The sequence below is a fragment of the Streptomyces sp. NPDC051740 genome, from assembly GCF_044453165.1.
Classification (GTDB): domain Bacteria; phylum Actinomycetota; class Actinomycetes; order Streptomycetales; family Streptomycetaceae; genus Streptomyces; species Streptomyces atrovirens.
On record NZ_JBITCL010000019.1, the window covers coordinates 18,460 to 36,143 of the forward strand.

The 17,684-nt window shown below is 71.5% G+C and carries 13 protein-coding genes and 1 riboswitch; of the genes, 5 read left to right on the forward strand and 8 right to left on the reverse strand.

What is annotated here, in order from left to right:
* Positions 1–7: 7 nt before the first annotated feature.
* From ACIA6T_RS27030 to ACIA6T_RS27040, 3 genes are all read right to left on the reverse strand, one after another.
* Entirely contained in the window at positions 8–781 is a 774-nt protein-coding gene (locus tag ACIA6T_RS27030) for a M23 family metallopeptidase (protein ID WP_399449077.1), read from the reverse strand.
* Positions 782–793: 12 nt separating this feature from the next.
* Positions 794–958, reverse strand: a riboswitch (cyclic di-AMP (ydaO/yuaA leader).
* 202 nt (positions 959–1,160) lie between these two features.
* A complete protein-coding gene (locus tag ACIA6T_RS27035; RefSeq protein WP_399449078.1) occupies positions 1,161–2,549 on the reverse strand; it encodes a M16 family metallopeptidase in 1,389 nt (462 codons plus the stop codon).
* The gene (locus ACIA6T_RS27040) at positions 2,546–3,928 is read right to left on the reverse strand and encodes a M16 family metallopeptidase (RefSeq protein WP_399449079.1); all 1,383 of its coding nucleotides are present in this window, start codon (positions 3,926–3,928) and stop codon (positions 2,546–2,548) included. Before ACIA6T_RS27040 ends, ACIA6T_RS27035 begins: the two co-directional genes overlap by 4 nt.
* Before the next feature lie 704 nt (positions 3,929–4,632).
* On the opposite strand from ACIA6T_RS27040, the gene ACIA6T_RS27045 reads away from it, so the two are divergent.
* Positions 4,633–7,083: a DNA topoisomerase (ATP-hydrolyzing) subunit A gene (locus ACIA6T_RS27045; RefSeq protein WP_399449080.1), complete on the forward strand. Its 2,451-nt coding sequence runs from the start codon at positions 4,633–4,635 to the stop codon at positions 7,081–7,083.
* Here the strand turns inward: ACIA6T_RS27045 and ACIA6T_RS27050 are convergent.
* Entirely contained in the window at positions 7,080–8,123 is a 1,044-nt protein-coding gene (locus ACIA6T_RS27050) for a CobW family GTP-binding protein (protein WP_399449081.1), read from the reverse strand. The two genes, ACIA6T_RS27045 and ACIA6T_RS27050, sit on opposite strands and share 4 nt — an antisense overlap.
* 319 nt (positions 8,124–8,442) lie before the next feature.
* On the opposite strand from ACIA6T_RS27050, the gene ACIA6T_RS27055 reads away from it, so the two are divergent.
* Complete coding sequence (locus ACIA6T_RS27055) at positions 8,443–9,000, forward strand: DUF6082 family protein (RefSeq protein ID WP_399449082.1); 558 nt, start codon at positions 8,443–8,445, stop codon at positions 8,998–9,000.
* A 1-nt stretch (position 9,001) separates the two neighbouring features.
* Here the strand turns inward: ACIA6T_RS27055 and ACIA6T_RS27060 are convergent, their stop codons facing one another.
* Positions 9,002–9,241, reverse strand: coding sequence for a hypothetical protein (locus ACIA6T_RS27060; RefSeq protein WP_399449083.1), 240 nt, complete (start codon positions 9,239–9,241; stop codon positions 9,002–9,004).
* 344 nt (positions 9,242–9,585) lie between these two features.
* On the opposite strand from ACIA6T_RS27060, the gene ACIA6T_RS27065 reads away from it, so the two are divergent.
* From ACIA6T_RS27065 to ACIA6T_RS27075, 3 genes are all read left to right on the forward strand, one after another.
* Positions 9,586–10,527, forward strand: coding sequence for a sucrase ferredoxin (locus tag ACIA6T_RS27065; RefSeq protein WP_399449084.1), 942 nt, complete (start codon positions 9,586–9,588; stop codon positions 10,525–10,527).
* Positions 10,528–10,613: 86 nt separating this feature from the next.
* A complete protein-coding gene (locus ACIA6T_RS27070; protein WP_399449085.1) occupies positions 10,614–12,287 on the forward strand; it encodes an ATP-binding protein in 1,674 nt (557 codons plus the stop codon).
* Positions 12,284–12,964, forward strand: coding sequence for a response regulator (locus ACIA6T_RS27075; RefSeq protein ID WP_399449086.1), 681 nt, complete (start codon positions 12,284–12,286; stop codon positions 12,962–12,964). The genes ACIA6T_RS27070 and ACIA6T_RS27075 overlap by 4 nt, the downstream gene beginning before the upstream one ends.
* Positions 12,965–13,035: 71 nt before the next feature.
* On the opposite strand, the gene ACIA6T_RS27080 is transcribed toward ACIA6T_RS27075, so the two are convergent.
* From ACIA6T_RS27080 to ACIA6T_RS27090, 3 genes are all read right to left on the reverse strand, one after another.
* Complete coding sequence (locus ACIA6T_RS27080) at positions 13,036–14,628, reverse strand: cation acetate symporter (protein WP_399449087.1); 1,593 nt, start codon at positions 14,626–14,628, stop codon at positions 13,036–13,038.
* The gene (locus ACIA6T_RS27085) at positions 14,625–15,074 is read right to left on the reverse strand and encodes a DUF485 domain-containing protein (protein WP_399449088.1); all 450 of its coding nucleotides are present in this window, start codon (positions 15,072–15,074) and stop codon (positions 14,625–14,627) included. The genes ACIA6T_RS27080 and ACIA6T_RS27085 overlap by 4 nt, the downstream gene beginning before the upstream one ends.
* 168 nt (positions 15,075–15,242) lie before the next feature.
* Positions 15,243–17,366 carry a type IIA DNA topoisomerase subunit B gene (locus ACIA6T_RS27090; RefSeq protein ID WP_399449089.1) on the reverse strand — a complete coding sequence of 708 codons (2,124 nt, stop codon included), beginning with the start codon at positions 17,364–17,366 and terminating at the stop codon, positions 15,243–15,245.
* Positions 17,367–17,684: the final 318 nt, after the last annotated feature.

Genomic DNA, 17,684 nt, shown 5'->3' on the forward strand with positions numbered 1-17,684 from the left:
GGGCGGGTCAGAGGTTCACGCCGTGCGCGCGGAGGTAGGCGACGGGGTCGAGGTCGGAGCCGTAATCGGCGCCCGTGCGGGCCTCGAAGTGCAGATGCGCGCCCGTGACGTTGCCGGTGGCGCCGGAGAGGCCGATCTGCTGCCCGGCGGCCACCTGCTGGCCCACCGAGACGCCGATGGACGACAGGTGGGCGTACTGGGTGTACGTGCCGTCGTGCATCTTGATGACGACCTGGTTGCCGTACGAGCCGCCCCAGCCGGCCTCGACCACGGTGCCGACGCCGACCGACTGGACGGGGGTGCCGGTCGCGGCGTGGAAGTCGACACCGGTGTGACTGCCGGAGGACCACAGCGAGCTGCCGGCCTGGTAACCGGTCGAGACGTACGAGCCGGCGATCGGGGAGACGAAGGTGTTGAGGCGCTCGCGCTCGGCCTCCCGCGCGGCGCGCTCCTTCTCCGCGCGGGCCTCCTCGGCCGCCTCGGCGGCCTTCTCGCGCGCGGCCTCCTCGGCGGCCTTCCGCGCGGCGGCCTCGGCCGCCTCCCGGGCGGCCTCGTGCTGGGCGGCCGCCTGGGCGTCGATCCGGTCGGCGACCGCGTCGCCGAGGGTGACGACGGGCGTGAGGCCGGTCTGTGCGGCAGCGGGCTCGGCGGCGAGCGCGGGGGCCGCGAGGGAGCCGACGACGCCGGTGGTGGTGAGCGCCGCGACGCCCGCCACGCGGGCGGTGCCGCGCTGCGTCCGGCTGGGACGACGGTGCTTGCCCGGGGCGCGGGTGAACGCCATGTACAGGCTGGTCCTTTCCTTCCCTCTCGCCTACCGGGTTAGCTGACGGGTTCGGAGCAGGAAGGTCTCCTACGGGCCCCCTCGCGACACGCGCGGGCGTCCGATTCACCCCAGGGACTGCGGTGGGTCCCCGGCTCCCCCGGCTCGCGCCGTAGGGGGACTCGGCGATGGCTGTCCGGTGCCGCGGGTGCGGCGCACTGCCCGACGAACAGCCCGGATGACGCTAAGCGGGCCGTCTCCCGATCCTCAAACGAATCCCGGTTTTTGTAGCGCATCCCACAGGCCAGACAGGCAACTTCCGCCCCGATTCGGGCATAAGCGGGCCCTGGTGGCTTTCGTGTCACCAGGGCCCCACGCGCGCGTGCGTCCTCGCCGCTCGCTACTCGGCCGTCACGACGGTGACTTCACCGATGCCGAGGGCCTCGACGGGTGCCTTGATCTGCGCCGCGTCACCGACGAGGACGGTCACCAGGCGGTCCACCGGGAAGGCGTTCACGACGGCCGCGGTGGCCTCCACGGTGCCGGTCGCGGCCAACTGCCGGTACAGGTCGGCCTGGTAGTGGTCGGGCAGGTGCTGCTCGACCTGGTCGGCCAGGGTGCTCGCGACGGCCGCGGCGGTCTCGTACTTGAGCGGCGCCACGCCCACGAGGTTCTGCACCGCGACATCGCGTTCGTCGTCGGTGAGCCCGTCGGCGGCGAGCGTGCGCAGCACCGTCCACAGGTCCTCGAGGGCGGGGCCGGTGTTCGGGGTGTCGACGGAGCCGCTGATGGCCAGCATCGCCGCGCCGGTGCCGTCCGGGGCGGACCTGAGGACCTGGCCGAACGCCCGTACGCCGTAGGTGTAGCCCTTCTCCTCGCGCAGCACGCGGTCCAGGCGGGAGGTGAGGGTGCCGCCGAGGCAGTACGTGCCGAGCACCTGCGCGGGCCACACGCGGTCGTGCCGGTCCGCGCCGATACGGCCGATCAGCAGCTGCGTCTGGACGGCGCCGGGGCGGTCCACGATCACGACGCGCCCGGTGTCGTCGGCGACCACCGGCGGAACGGGCCGCGGCTGCGCCGAGGAGCCGGTCCAGGCGCCCAGGGTGTCGCCGAGCAGGGCGTCCAGGTCGATGCCGGTGAGGTCGCCGACGACCACGGCGGTCGCCGTGGCGGGGCGGACGTGCTTCTCGTAGAAGGCGCGGACGGCCGCGGAGTCGATGCCGGTGACCGTCTCCTCGGTGCCCTGGCGCGGACGCGACATACGGGCACTCGCCGGGAACAGCTCCTTGGAGAGCTCCTTGGCGGCGCGGCGGGAGGGGTTGGCCAGCTCGTGCGGGATCTCGTCGAGGCGGTTGCGGACCAGCCGCTCGACCTCGCTGTCGGCGAACGCCGGCGCCCTGAGCGCGTCGGCGAGCAGCCCGAGTCCCTTGGTGAGCCGGGAGGCCGGGACCTCCAGGCTGAGGCGGACGCCGGGGTGGTCGGCGTGCGCGTCCAGGGTGGCGCCGCAGCGCTCCAGCTCGGCGGCGAACTCCTCGGCGGAGTGCTTGTCGGTGCCCTCGGAGAAGGCCCGCGCCATGATCGTGGCGACACCGTCGAGACCGGCCGGCTCGGCCTCCAGGGGCGCGTCGAGGAGCACCTCGACGGCGACGACCTGCTGGCCGGGGCGGTGGCAGCGCAGCACGGTCAGGCCGTTGTCGAGCGTGCCGCGCTCGGGGGCCGGGAAGGCCCAGGGCTTGGCGTCGCCCGCCTGCGGCTGCGGGTGGAAGTCCATCGTGGCGAGCTCGGTCACTTCGCCGCCTCCTCGTTCTCGTCGGTGCCGGCGGCTGCGGCGGCTTCCTCGGTGTCCCCGGCGTCCCCGGCCTCCGGGGCGACGGGCTCGTAGACGAGCACCGCGCGGTTGTCGGGGCGCAGGCGGGCCTTGGCGACCTCCTGCACCTCCTCCGCCGTGACCTCCAGGACGCGCTGTACGGCGGTCAGGGCGAGCTGCGGGTCACCGAACAGGACCGCGTACCGGCACAGTTCGTCGGCGCGGCCGGCGACCGTGCCGAGCCGGTCGAGCCACTCGCGCTCCAGCTGGGCCTGCGCGCGTTCCATCTCCTCCGCCGTGGGGCCCTCCTCGGCGAACCGGGCGAGCTCCTCGTCGATGGCGGCCTCGATGACCGGCACCTCCACGTCGCCGGACGTCTTCACGTCCAGCCAGCCCAGGGAGGGGGCCCCGGCCAGCCGCAGCAGGCCGAAGCCGGCGGCCACGGCCGTACGGTCGCGCCGTACCAGCCGGTTGTAGAGCCGCGAGGACTCGCCGCCGCCGAGGACGGTGAGCGCCAGGTCGACGGCGTCGCACGCGCGCGTGCCGTCCTCGGGCAGGCGGTAGGCGGCCATCAGCGCACGCGCGGGGACCTCCTCCTCGACGATCTCGCGCAGCTGCCCGCCGATGACGTCGGGCAGCGAGCCGTCGCGCGGGGCGGGCTTGCCGTCGTGGCCCGGGATGGAGCCGAAGTACTTCTCGATCCAGGCGAGCGTCCGCTCCGGGTCGATGTCGCCGACCACGGAGAGCACGGCGTTGTTCGGCGCGTAGTACGTGCGGAAGAACTGGCGGGCGTCCTCCAGGGTGGCCGCGTCCAGGTCCGCCATCGAGCCGATGGGCGTGTGGTGGTACGGGTGGCCCTCCGGGTAGGCGAGGGCGGTCAGCTTCTCGAAGGCGGTGCCGTAGGGGACGTTGTCGTAGCGCTGGCGGCGCTCGTTCTTGACGACGTCCCGCTGGTTCTCCATGGACTCGTCGTCCAGGGCGGTCAGCAGGGAGCCCATACGGTCGGCCTCCAGCCAGAGGGCGAGCTCCAGCTGGTGGGCGGGCATGGTCTCGAAGTAGTTGGTGCGCTCGAAGCTGGTGGTGCCGTTGAGGGAGCCGCCGGCGCCCTGGACCAGCTCGAAGTGACCGTTGCCCTTCACCTGGGCGGAGCCCTGGAACATCAGGTGCTCGAAAAGGTGAGCCAGACCCGTACGTCCCTTGACTTCGTGACGCGAACCCACGTCGTACCAGAGGCACACCGCGGCGACCGGGGTCAGGTGGTCCTCGGAGAGCACCACGCGCAGGCCGTTGGCCAGGCGGTGCTCGGTCGCTGTCAGGCCGCCGGAGCCTGCCTGGGCTGTGGCCGTGTGACCCATGGGCATGTACGTCCCTTCGATCGCGGAGGCGGTCGTCGAAACCGCCGTTTCTGCCGGTCCTGCCACTGTATGCAAGCGTGCGGACCCCCGACGAAGTTCCCGCCGGGGCCGGGCTACGCCGAGAGCGAGAATGCCGAGGACACACGGGCACCCGCGCGCCACCGTTCCCGCGAGCCGCGATCCCCACGGTCCGCGGACAGCGCCTCCGCTCTCCGCAGGCGTTCGCCACCACATACCGCCTTTCCACAGGCAGCCGCTGCCGCGATCCGCGCGATCCGCGTCAGCCGCGGGCAGCCGTGCCGCTGGGGCGGCACGGGTGGGCGGTGGGGGTCCCTCCCGCTCGAGCGCAGCCGGGAGTGGGGGAGGCACCCCGCCGACTCCGGGCCGCGCGACCCCACCCCCGGCCGGCCACGACACCGGGCACCCGCCCGACCCCACACGGGTGGACGGTGGGGGCACCTCCCGCTCCAGCGCAGCCGGGAGTGGGGGAGGCACTCCGCCGACGCCGGGCCGCGCGACCCGCCCCCCGGCCCACTTCACCCCGATCACCAGGAACCCCGCAGGAAGCCGATCACACGCACCGCGTACCCTGCTCCCCCGCCCCCATCAACCGCCCGGACCCGGGACCCTGGTCCCCTCTGTCAGTGCGACGGTCCACAATGGTCCGCGTCAGATCCCGTCCAAAACGCTTCAGCAAGGAGCCGGCAGCGATGGCCCGCCGCAGCACGAAGACCCCGCCGCCCGACGACTCGTACGAGGAGAAGATCCTCGACATCGACGTCGTCGACGAGATGCAGGGCTCCTTCCTCGAGTACGCGTACTCGGTCATCTACTCCCGCGCCCTGCCGGACGCGCGCGACGGCCTCAAGCCGGTGCACCGCCGCATCGTCTACCAGATGAACGAGATGGGCCTGCGGCCCGAGCGCGGCTACGTGAAGTGCGCCCGCGTCGTCGGCGAGGTCATGGGCAAGCTGCACCCCCACGGTGACGCGTCGATCTACGACGCCCTGGTGCGCATGGCCCAGCCGTTCTCGATGCGCGTCCCCCTGGTCGACGGCCACGGCAACTTCGGCTCGCTGGGCAACGACGACCCGCCCGCCGCCATGCGGTACACCGAGTGCCGGATGGCCGAGGCCACCAGCCTGATGACCGAGTCCATCGACGAGGACACGGTCGACTTCGCGCCCAACTACGACGGGCAGGAGCAGGAACCGGTGGCGCTGCCCGCCGCGTTCCCGAACCTGCTGGTGAACGGCGCGTCGGGCATCGCCGTCGGTATGGCCACCAACATGCCGCCGCACAACCTGCGCGAGGTCGTCGCGGCCGCGCGGCACCTGATCAGGTATCCGAACGCCGATCTCGACGCCCTGATGAAGCACGTCCCGGGCCCCGACCTGCCCACCGGCGGCCGGATCGTCGGCCTGTCCGGCGTCCGGGACGCGTACGAGTCGGGCCGCGGCACGTTCAAGATCCGCGCGACGGTCACCGTGGAGGACGTGACGGCCCGCCGCAAGGGCCTCGTCGTCACCGAGCTGCCCTTCACGGTCGGCCCGGAGAAGGTGATCGGCAAGATCAAGGACCTGGTCGGCTCGAAGAAGCTCCAGGGCATCGCCGACGTCAAGGACCTCACCGACCGCGAGCACGGTCTGCGGCTGGTCATCGAGATCAAGAACGGCTTCGTGCCGGAAGCGGTCCTGGAGCAGCTGTACAAGCTGACGCCGATGGAGGAGTCCTTCGGCATCAACAACGTGGCGCTGGTGGACGGCCAGCCGCTCACCCTGGGCCTCAAGGAACTCCTGGAGGTCTACCTCGACCACCGCTTCAACGTCGTACGCCGGCGTTCGGAGTTCCGCCGCGGCAAGCGGCGCGACCGCCTCCACCTGGTCGAGGGCCTGCTCACGGCGCTGGTGGACATCGACGAGGTCATCCGCCTCATCCGTTCCAGCGAGAACTCCGCGCAGGCCAAGCAGCGCCTGATCGAGCGGTTCTCCCTCAGCGACATCCAGACCCAGTACATCCTGGACACGCCGCTGCGCCGCCTCACCAAGTACGACCGGATCGAGCTGGAGGCCGAGCAGGACCGGCTGAACGCGGAGATCGAGGAGCTGACCCGGATCCTGGACTCGGACGCGGAGCTGCGCAAGCTGGTCTCCACGGAACTGGCAGCGGTCGCGAAGAAGTTCGGCAACGACCGCCGTACGCTGCTGCTGGAGTCGGCCGGTGCCCCGGCCGTCGCCGTACCGCTGCAGGTGGCGGACGACCCGTGCCGGGTGCTGCTGTCCTCCACGGGCCTGCTCGCCCGTACGGCGGACAACGAGCCGCTCGCCGACGACGGCAAGCGGGTCAAGCACGACGTGATCGTCTCGGCGGTGCCGGCGACGGCCCGCGGTGAGATCGGCGTCGTCACCTCGTCCGGCCGGCTGCTCCGGCTGAACGTGGTCGACCTGCCGCAGCTCCCGCAGGCGATGCCGACGCCGAACCTCTCGGGCGGGGCGCCCCTGGCCGAGTTCGTGTCCCTGGAGGACGACGAGCAGGTGGTGTGCCTGACCACGCTCGACGAGTCGTCGCCGGGCCTGGCGCTCGGCACGGAACAGGGAGTCGTCAAGCGCGTGGTGCCCGACTACCCCTCCAGCAAGGAGGAGCTGGAGGTCATCACGCTCAAGGAGGGCGACCGGATCGTCGGCGCGATCGAGCTGCGCACGGGCGAGGAGGACCTGGTCTTCATCAGCGACGACGCGCAACTGCTGCGCTACCAGGCCGCGCAGGTCCGGCCGCAGGGCCGTCCCGCGGGCGGCATGGCGGGCATCAAGCTCACCGAGGGGGCGAAGGTCATCTCCTTCACGGCGGTCGATCCGGCCGCGGACGCGGTGGTGTTCACGGTCGCGGGCTCGCGGGGCACGCTGGACGACTCCGTCCAGACGACGGCCAAGCTGACTCCGTTCGACCAGTACCCGCGCAAGGGCCGGGCCACCGGCGGCGTGCGCTGCCAGCGGTTCCTGAAGGGCGAGGACTGCCTGGCCCTGGCCTGGGCGGGCCCGCTCCCGGCCCGTGCCGCGCAGAGGAACGGCACGGCGGTGGCCCTCCCGGAACCCGACCCGCGCCGTGACGGCTCGGGCGTGTCCCTGCCGAAGACGGTGTCGGTGGTGGCGGGCCCGGTCTAGGCGGCCGGGTCCTCCGCCGCCCCCTGCACATAGCGGAGAACGCCCCACATGCCGTGGTCGTCGGCGTGTGGGGCGCCGTCGCTCGCGCACGCCTCCAGCTCCTCGCCGAGGCCGGTGGCGTCGATGCCCGAGCCGATGAGGACGAGCTGCGTGAGCCGCTCCCCGCCGGCCGGCCAGGGCTCGGGGTAGAACCGCAGGAACGGCCCCACGGCATGTACGGCGTACCGGTTGCCGACGTCGTACGGACCGAAGTCGACGTACCCCTTGATCCGGTAGAGCCCTTCGGGCCGGCCGTCCAGGAACCGGATCAGCCGCCGTGGGTCCAGCGGGCGCCCGGAGACGAAGGAGACGCTGTCGTACGCGGCGTGCAGGTGCTCGGAGTGGTCGGCGTGATGCAGATCGTCGAACGACAGCTGCCCTACGCGCTCCTCGCTCGGCCTGCAGTCGAAGAGGAACTCGGGGTCGACACGGCCGTGCGTGGCCGGGACGACGGCCGCGCGGTCGACGAGGGACCGGACCAGGGTCAGTACGCGCGAGGCGTCGGTGACCCGGTCCACCTTGTTGACGACCACGAGATCCGCGAGGGCGAGGTGCCGGTCGATCTCCGGGTGCCTGGCCCGGGTGTCGTCGAACTCGGCGGCGTCCACCACCTCGACGAGTCCGCCGTACACGAGGTCCGGATGCTCGCTGGCGAGCACCATCCGCACGAGTTCCTGCGGTTCGGCGAGACCGCTGGCCTCGATGACGATGACGTCGATCCCGGCGGAGGGGCGGGCCAGCCGCTCGAGGTACACGTCGAGTTCGCTGCCGTCCACGGCACAGCACAGGCACCCGTTGCCCAGCGACACGGTCGAGTCGCCGAGCGCCCCGGCGACGGCCATCGCGTCGATCTCGACGGCACCGAAGTCGTTGACGACGGCACCGATGCGGCTGCCGCCGCTGCGGTGGAGAAGGTGGTTGAGCAGGGTGGTCTTCCCCGAGCCGAGAAATCCGGCCAGCACCACGACCGGAATCTGCCGACCGCCGCTCCGCACCACCACGCGACCCCTCTCACACCTGGGCGTACCCCGGCTCACGTCTGCGCGTACGCCCGGGGAATGACTGACGCACCAGGATACGAGCAGTGAGAACGACGGCGAAGTGAACGATTGTTAGCAGCATCCGCGGGGCAGACGTTGGGCAAGGCGCCGGTTTGTGCGACCCTCGCTTCCCTCCGTGCGCCGCCTGGCCGCCTTCCCGCCGATCAGAGCCGCTCGGCACCCTGGAAGGCGGCAAGCGCCGCCCACCGCTCGCCGGTTCCCTACAGTCGACCCGCACCCCGACGACCGGCGGACGGCGGCCTGATCGGGGGTATTTGACATGGCCACACAGATACCGGGGCTGCGGAGGCTCCGCACCGCCACCGCGGCCGGCTTGTGCCTGGCCGCAGGTGCCATCGCCGCCATGGCGGCACAGCGACACACCCTGGACTCGGTCAACGAGCGTCTGGAGCAACTGGAAAAGCACGCACTGACGCAGCGGCAGGCCAACCTGGCCATGCAGCAACGCCAGCACTGGGAGCTGTTGAGCAAGGCGATCGACGATCCCGAGCTCGCCGAGGTCCTGGGCGTCTTCGAGGTGCCGGTCACCGACCGGCAGCGCCGCCAGTACCTCTTCGCCAACGCCCTGTACACGAACCTGCTCTGCTACTACCGCATCGGGAACATGTCCAAGGACGAATTCTTCAAGCGGGTACGGGGCACGTTCCAGAACCCGATCGTCAGGGACTACTGGTACGCGACCCAGCAGCAGCGCGCCAGCCTGACGGGGACGGAGGAAGCAGAACTGGGGCACCTGGTCGACGACCTGCTGCTGCAGCTCGACGAGGCCGACACCGACGAGTGGTGGGTGGTCGGGGACCCCCCCCTCGACACGTGAGTCATGCGTCCGGGATGTCCGCCTTCGCCTTGATCAGGGTCTCCCTGGTGATCACGACGATGCGTTCGTAGTCGGCGCGTGCGGCGTCCTCGGGCAGTTGGGAGTCGAGCGAATCAGTGGCATCCGTACCGATGACGGCGAAGTTCCCGTCGGCCAGCTCGAAGAGGTCGGGACACGTCGCACCGTTCGTGCTGCCTCGATGACGCGGAGCGACACCGAGACGGCGGATGATCTGACTCACTGTTGAATTTCCTCTGCTCTCAAGGCACGAGCGCCTACGCCCGCTGCCGCGCGGTGGCATCCTCGCAGGCCCGACCCTCACTCGAGAGAGGCGCACAGGTGGCCGGCCCGGCTCCCACCGCAACGGACGCAACGCGTGCCGCATTCCTATCACTCATGGGTGTGAGGCCACTCCCGCTCCGAGGAATCCTCCGCAAGAGTGATAAGTAAGCGAAGAATCGATGATCAGCATCGTTTAAGGCAATTGTCACCAATGGTCGGTGCGCGCCCACGGGCGCGGTCGGCCCACGATGTACGGGCGGGCCGACAAGCCACTCGCGAGCGAGTCAGGTTAGGCTCACCTTTGTGAGTAGCACGTGCTCGAACGTCTCCCGTGAGTTCGATGAGCCGGTCGCGGGAACCGCCGCCACCGCGCGGACCTGGCTGCTGCTGGAGCAGCCCGGCCCCTGGGGTGCCAAGGCGCTCACCTCCAGCCACCTCGACCCCGCGCTGGGCCGCGCCCTGGAGGCCGCCGCGCAGGGCAGCGGGGTGCGGATCGCACTCATACGGCGGCCCGGACGGCACGCGGACCGCCGGGCGCCCGCCACGCGCCGGGTGTACGTGGCCCACACCGTCCCCGGAAACGTGTGGCTGTACGCCACCACCATCACGGACCCCGAGCACCTGCTCACCCTCGACTTCGCCGCACTCGGCAGGGGCGAGCCGGAGTCCTTCGCGACCGCGCTCGGCGGACGGCCCCACGAGGGCGATCCCCTCGCCCTCGTCTGCACCAACGGCAAACGCGACCGCTGCTGCGCCCTCCTCGGACGGCCCCTGGCGGCCGAACTCGCCGCCTCCGGGGTCGGGGGTGCCTGGGAGGTCACCCACCTGGGCGGTCACCGCTTCTCCCCCACGACGCTCGTGCTGCCGTACGGCTACGCGTACGGACGGGCCGAGGAGCACACCGTCAAGGAGGCGCTGCACGGCGCTCGGGAGGGCCGGATCGTCGTCGAGGGATGCCGGGGAGGTTCCGCCTGGGAGCGGCCCGGTCAGGCGGCCGAGCTGGCCGTCCGGCGCGCGGTGGGCGAGTACGCCGCCGAGGTCCTGAGTGTCGTACGGACGGACGGCGCGGCGCCCCGCTGGGAAGTGACCGTCGCCCACGGGGACGGGCGCCGGTGGCTGGTGGAGGTCGCCCGGGGCGCGTCCCTGCCGCCCCGTCCGGAGAGCTGCGGGTCGGTGCTCGGCTCGCCCGCGCGGATGGACGTCGTGGGCGTCCGCGAGGTGACCCTGACGGCGTTGGCGGGCTGACCGTCCCCGCTCGCGGGAACACGGGCCCGGGAGATCCCCGCCACACCCCTGCGGCACCCCGCGCCCACCCACGTACCGTCATGGGTATGAGTTCCACTCCCCCCGCACGCCGCCTGCGCCTCGGCCTGCCGCGGCGGGTGTTCTCGCAGGTCCTGCTGATGCAGCTGGCGATCGCCGCGGGAGTCGCGGTGCTGGCCACCGGGCTGTTCCTCGCGCCGCTCGGCGACCAGCTGGACGACCAGGCGATGCGCCGCGCGCTCGCGATCGCGCAGACCACCGCCCAGCAGCCGCAGCTGGCGCGGGACCTGCGCGGCACGACGCCGTCCGCGGACGGGCCGGTGCAGCGGGAGGCGGAACGGATCCGGAAGGCCACCGGTGCCGAGTACATCGTGGTGCTGGATGTGCGGGGCGTGCGCTGGTCGCACACCGATCCGGAGCGGATCGGCGGCCTGGTGTCGACCGATCCCGGTGAGGCGCTGGCCGGACATGACGTCATGGAGATCGACGACGGCACGCTGGGGCGCTCCGCGCGGGGCAAGGTTCCGCTGCGGGACGACGGCGGGGAGATCGTCGGGGCGGTCTCCGTCGGCATCGCCTACGACAGCGTCCGGGCCCGGCTGATCCACGCCATCCCGGGACTGTTCGCGTACGCGGGCGGTGCCCTGGCCGTGGGCGCGTTCGCGGCCTGGCTGATCTCCCGGCGGGTGCAGCGTCAGACCCGCGACCTGGCCTTCTCGGACATCGCGGCGCTGCTCGCGGAGCGTGAGGCGATGCTGCACGGCATCCGGGAGGGCGTCGTCGCCCTGGACCGCACCGGCCGCATCCGCCTGCTGAACGACGAGGCGCAGCGTCTGCTGGGGATCGGTGAGGATGCCGTCGGCCGCTCCCCCGACCTGGCGCTCGGCGCGGGACGCACCGCCGATGTGCTGGCCGGGCGGGTGACCGGTACCGATCTGCTCACCGTCCGCGGCCGGCGGGTCCTGGTCGCCAACCGGATGCCGACGGACGACGGCGGCGCCGTGGCCACCCTGCGCGACCGCACGGAGCTGGACCGGCTCGGCCGGGAGCTGGACTCCACGCGGGGACTCATCGACGCGCTGCGCGCCCAGGACCACGAGCACGCCAACCGCATGCACACCCTGCTGGGGCTGCTGGAGCTGGAGATGTACGACGACGCGGTGGAGTTCGTCGGCGAGGTCGTCGGTGATCACCGTGCCACGTCGGAGCAGGTCACCGAGAAGATCCGGGACCCGCTGCTCGCGGCGTTGCTGGTGGGCAAGGCGACGGTCGCGGCCGAGCGCGGCGTGGCGCTGTGGGTGTCGGACGGGACCCGGCTGCCGGACCGGCTGATCGACCCCCGGGGGCTCGTCACCGTCGTCGGCAATCTGGTCGACAACGCCCTGGACGCCGTCGCCGGCACGCCGCACGCGCGCGTGGAGGTCGAACTGCGCGCCGAGGGCCGTACGGCGGTGCTCGTGGTACGCGACACCGGGCCCGGAGTTCCGCCGGAGCACCGCGAGTTGATCTTCACCGAGGGCTGGTCCACCAAGGAGCCGCCGGCCCACCGCGAGCGGGGCATCGGGCTGCCGCTGGTACGCCGGCTCGCCGAGCGGCAGGGTGGCAGCGCGGACGTGGGCGAGGCGCCCGGCGGGGGTGCGGAGTTCACCGTCGTGCTGCCCGAGGCCCTGACCGAACCGGGCGCGGAACCCGCGCTCACCGGGGTGTCCGCCCCCGGGACCGCCGAGGAGGAGTCGGAATGATCGAGGTCCTGGTCGTGGACGACGACGTGCGGGTCGCGCGGGTCAACGCCGCGTACGTCGAGAAGGTGCCCGGCTTCCATGTCGCCGGCCAGGCGCACAGCGCGGCCGAGGCGCTCGGCCGGCTGGAGACGCTGCCCCGGCTGGATCTCGTCCTCCTGGACCACTATCTGCCCGACGAGACGGGGCTCGAGGTGGTGCAGGAGATGCGCCGGCGCGGGCACCAGACCGACGTGATCATGGTGACGGCGGCCCGTGACGTGTCCACGGTGCAGGCGGCGATGCGTCAGGGCGCCCTGCAGTACCTGGTCAAGCCGTTCGCCTTCGCCGGGCTGCGCGCCAAGCTGGAGGCGTACGCGGAGCTGCGCCGCACCCTCGACGGCGGCGGTGAGGCGGAGCAGGCGGAGGTGGACCGCATCTTCGGCGCGCTGTCGGCGTCCTCCGAGCCGCAGTTGCCGAAGGGGCACTCCCCCACCACCGCCGAACTCGTACGGCAGTCCCTGATGAACGCGGGCGGCCCGCTGTCGGCCCAGGAGATCGCCGAGCGCACGGGGGTGAGCCGCCAGACCGCCCAGCGCTACCTGAAGCTCCTGGAGCGCACGGGGCGGGCCACGCTGACCCTGAAATACGGTGACGCGGGCCGCCCTGAGCACCGTTATGTGTGGGCGACCCGCGCCTGAGGACACGGTCCATGGGGGGGCGGGGAGGGAACTTTCGCGGACGGCGGCGCCGTCCGTCTCCGCCGGGCGCCCTACGCGGCCCCCGCACCGGTCAGTGAGCGCACCTCGGTCTCCGCGTGCTTGGCCTCGTCGGGCACCTCGGGCGAGGTGAGCGTGCCGAGCCAGCCCGCGAGGAAGCCCAGCGGGATGGAGACCAGACCGGGGTTCTGCAGCGGGAAGAGCTGGAAGTCGGCGCCCGGGAAGAGGGACGCGGGGCTGCCCGAGACCACGGGGGACAGCAGCACCAGCACCACGGCCGGGATCAGGCCTCCGTACACGGCCCACACGGCACCCCGTGTGGTGAAGCCGCGCCAGAACAGCGAGTACAGCAGCACGGGCAGGTTCGCGGAGGCGGCCACGGCGAAGGCGAGGCCCACCAGGAACGCGACGTTGAGGTCGCGGGCCAGCAGACCGAGGCCGATCGCGACCAGGCCGATGCCGACCGAGGCGACGCGGGCGACGGCCACCTCGCTGCGCGGCTTCCCGCGCCGGCGGCGCAGGGAGGCGTACAGGTCGTGCGCGACGGACGCCGAGGAGGCGAGCGTGATCCCGGCGACCACGGCGAGGATCGTGGCGAAGGCGACCGCGGCGACGACCGCGAACAGGATCGTCCCACCCGTGGAGCCGGCGCCGCCGCCCAGGTCGAGCGCCAGCAGGGGCACCGCCGTGTTCCCGGACGCGTTCGAGGCGCGCACGTCGTCCGGCCCGATGAGGGCGGCGGCGCCGAAGCCGAGCACGATCGTCATCAGGTAGAAACCGCCGATGAGCCCGATCGCCCAGACGACCGACCGCCGTGCCGCCCGCGCGGTGGGAACGGTGTAGAAGCGGGACAGGATGTGCGGCAGCCCGGCCGTGCCGAGCACCAGCGCGAGACCGAGGCTGATGAAGTCGAACCGCGCGGTCCAGTCCCCGCCGTAGGCGAGACCGGGCGCCAGGAACGCCTCACCGTGACCGCTGCGTTCGGCGGCGGTGAGGAGCAGCCGGTTGAAGTCGCCGTGGAAGCGCAGCAGGACGAGGACGGTCAGCACGATGGTGCCGCCGAGCAGCAGGACCGCTTTGACGATCTGGATCCAGGTGGTGGCCCGCATCCCTCCCAACGACACGTAGACGACCATGAGGACGCCGACGCCTACGACGGTCCAGGCCCGGGCCGCCTCGCCCGTACCGCCGAGCAGCAGCGCGACCAGGCTGCCCGCGCCCACCATCTGCGCCACCAGGTACAGAACGGACACGGTGACCGAGGAAGTTCCCGCCGCGATCCGCACCGGCCGCTCCCGCATGCGCGCGGCGACCACGTCGGCGAGCGTGAACCGCCCGCAGTTGCGCACCAGTTCAGCGACCAGGAACAGGACCACCAGCCAGGCCACCAGGAAACCCACCGAGTAGAGCATCCCGTCGTAGCCGACGAGCGCGATGAGTCCGGAGATGCCGAGGAAGGACGCGGCCGACATGTAGTCGCCCGCGATGGCAAAACCATTTTCCATCGGGGAGAAGAGCCGGCCGCCCGCGTAGAACTCCTCCGCCGAGCCCTGCCGGTGGCGGCTCACCCAGGTCGTGATGCCCAGGGTCACCGCGACGAACGCGCCGAACAGCAGCAGTGCCGCCAACTGGTGATCGCCCGTCATGCCGCGCCGCCTCTCCCGCGCGCCAGCTCCTGGGCGTCCCAGCGCAGTTCCAGCGCCGCCCGGTCCCGACGCAGCCGCGCGTGGCGGACGTAGGCCCAGGTGAGCAGGAAGGTGGTCAGAAACTGGCCGAGCCCGGCGAGCATGCCCAGGTTCACGGCGCCCGCGACGGGCCGTGCCATCAGTCCCGGCGCGGTCGTGGCGGTCACGACGTACGCCACGTACCAGGTGAGGAAGGCGGCGACCGCCGGGACCACGAACCGCCGGTAGCGGCTGCGCACCTCCTGGAAGGCCGCGCCGCGCTGTACTTCCAGGTAGACGTCGGCCCCGTCCGCGCGGCGGGCCGGCGGCACCGCCTCCGTCGGACCGGTCGACTCGCCCCAGCCCGAGGCCAGGGCGTCGTACCAGGGATCGTCGTACCTCACGTCCCCCGAGTTGCTTCGCTGCATGCCCAAGGATGGACAGAACGGGAAGATCCCCGACTCTTCTTCCCGTTCTGCTTCACCCCATCAGGTGACTGGTCCGTGCGCGCGTCCCGCGTGCCCGCCAGGACCTGTCCGGCGGGCACGCCGGACACGCGGGGTCCGGGCTGCAGGGCGCCGCCTGTTCCGGCTCGATCAGGCGTCGATGCGCGACCGGTCCAGCGTCGCCGCGGAGCTGGAGATGAACTCCTTGCGCGGGGCGACGTCGTTGCCCATCAGGAGGTCGAAGACCTGCTCGGCGGCCTCCAGGTCGGTGAGGTTGATCCGGCGCAGGGTGCGGTGACGCGGGTCCATGGTGGTCTCGGCCAGCTGGTCGGCGTCCATCTCGCCGAGGCCCTTGTAGCGCTGGATCGAGTCCTTGTAGCGGATGTTCTTGCTCTGGAACTCCATGAGCTTGTCGCGCAGTTCCCGGTCCGAGTACGTGTAGACGTACTTGTCCTGGCCCTTCTTGGGCTGGATCAGCTCGATGCGGTGCAGCGGCGGCACCGCGGCGAACACCCGGCCGGACTCGACCATGGGCCGCATGTAGCGGTGGAACAGGGTCAGCAGCAGGGTGCGGATGTGGGAGCCGTCGACATCGGCGTCGGTCATCATGATGATCTTGCCGTAGCGGGCCGTGTCGATGTCGAAGGTGCGTCCCGACCCCGCCCCTATGACCTGGATGATCGCGCCGCACTCGGCGTTCTTCAGCATGTCCGTCACGGACGACTTCTGGACGTTGAGGATCTTGCCGCGGATCGGCAGAAGCGCCTGGAACTCGGAGTTCCGGGCGAGCTTGGCCGTGCCGAGCGCGGAGTCGCCCTCGACGATGAACAGCTCGCTGCGGTCGACGTCGTCACTGCGGCAGTCGGCGAGCTTGGCGGGCAGCGAGGAGGACTCCAGGGCCGTCTTGCGGCGCTGCGCGTCCTTGTGCTGACGGGCCGCGATGCGGGTCCGGGCCGCGGCGACGGCCTTCTCCATGACGACGCGGGCCTGCTGGGCGTCGTCGCGCTTGGTGGAGGTCAGGAACGCCTTGAGCTCCTTGGAGATCACGTTGTTCACGATGCGGCGGGCCGCCGAGGTGCCGAGGACCTCCTTGGTCTGGCCCTCGAACTGCGGCTCGGCCAGACGGACCGTGACCACCGCGGTGAGGCCCTCGAGGGCGTCGTCCTTGACGATGTCGTCCTCGGCCACGCGCAGCATCTTCTTGGTGCGCAGCACCTCGTTCATCGTCTTGGCGACGGCCTGCTCGAAGCCGGCGACATGGGTGCCGCCCTTGGGGGTGGCGATGATGTTGACGAACGACCTGAGCGTGGTGTCGTAGCCGGTCCCCCAGCGCATCGCGACGTCGACGCCGAGCTCGCGGGTGACCTCGGTGGGCGTCATCTGGCCGTGCTCGTCGAGGACCGGGACGGTCTCCTTGAAGGTGCCCTGTCCGGTGAAGCGGAGGGTGTCGCAGACGGGCCGGTCGGATGCCAGGAACTCGCAGAACTCGCTGATGCCGCCGTCGAAGCGGAACGACTCCTCACCCTTGCTGCCGCCCTCGCCGAGCCCGTACTCGTCGCGGACGACGATGGTCAGGCCGGGGACCAGGAACGCGGTCTGGCGGGCGCGCTGGTGCAGCGTGTCCAGGGCGAGCTTGGCGTCCTTGAGGAAAATCTGGCGGTCGGCCCAGTAGCGCACGCGCGTGCCGCTGCGGGTCTTGGGGATCTTCTTGGCCTTGCGCAGTCCACTCCCGGCCTCGAACTTCGCGTCCGGGCCCACGGCGGCGAAGGCTCCGGGGACACCTCGCCGGAAGCTGATCGCGTGGGTGTGCCCGCCGCGGTCCACCTCGACGTCCAGCCGCGCGGAGAGCGCGTTGACGACGGAGGCGCCGACGCCGTGCAGACCGCCGGAGGCCGCGTACGAGCCGCCGCCGAACTTGCCGCCGGCGTGCAGCTTGGTCATGACGACCTCGACACCGGAGAGGCCGGTCTTGGGTTCGACGTCGACCGGGATGCCCCGGCCGTTGTCCCGGACCTCCACCGAGCCGTCGTCGTGGAGGACCACGTCGATGTGGTCGCAGTAGCCTCCGAGGGCCTCGTCCACGGAGTTGTCGATGATCTCCCAGAGGCAGTGCATCAGACCGCGGCTGTCGGTCGACCCGATGTACATTCCGGGGCGCTTCCGCACGGCCTCGAGCCCCTCGAGGACGAGCAGGTGCCGCGCGGTGTAGTTGGAACCGTCCCGGTCTGCTCCTGCCAGCAGCGCTGTGGACGGCACGGACGTCTCGGCGGTCACGCGGTTCGCTCCTCGCTGAATTTCAGATGCGGCCCTCTTGGGTAAGGGCGCGGCTTCAGTCACCGGTGAGAGGGTACCGAGGCCTGGTAGAGCCGTTGTAACGCCACCCTCGCTTCCGCCCACCCTAGTCCAGGGTCGCATACGTGTTCGATCCCTCGATGGAGTGAAGCACACATCACGTTCCCTTCGAGGCATGAACCATTTAGGCTCCGGGCACGTCCTCATGAACAACCGGCAAGCCAGCCGGGAGGGCCGACCACCGATACGAACGCGAATCCGTACGACACATCAGACACGCACTACGGCACATTCGCCGCC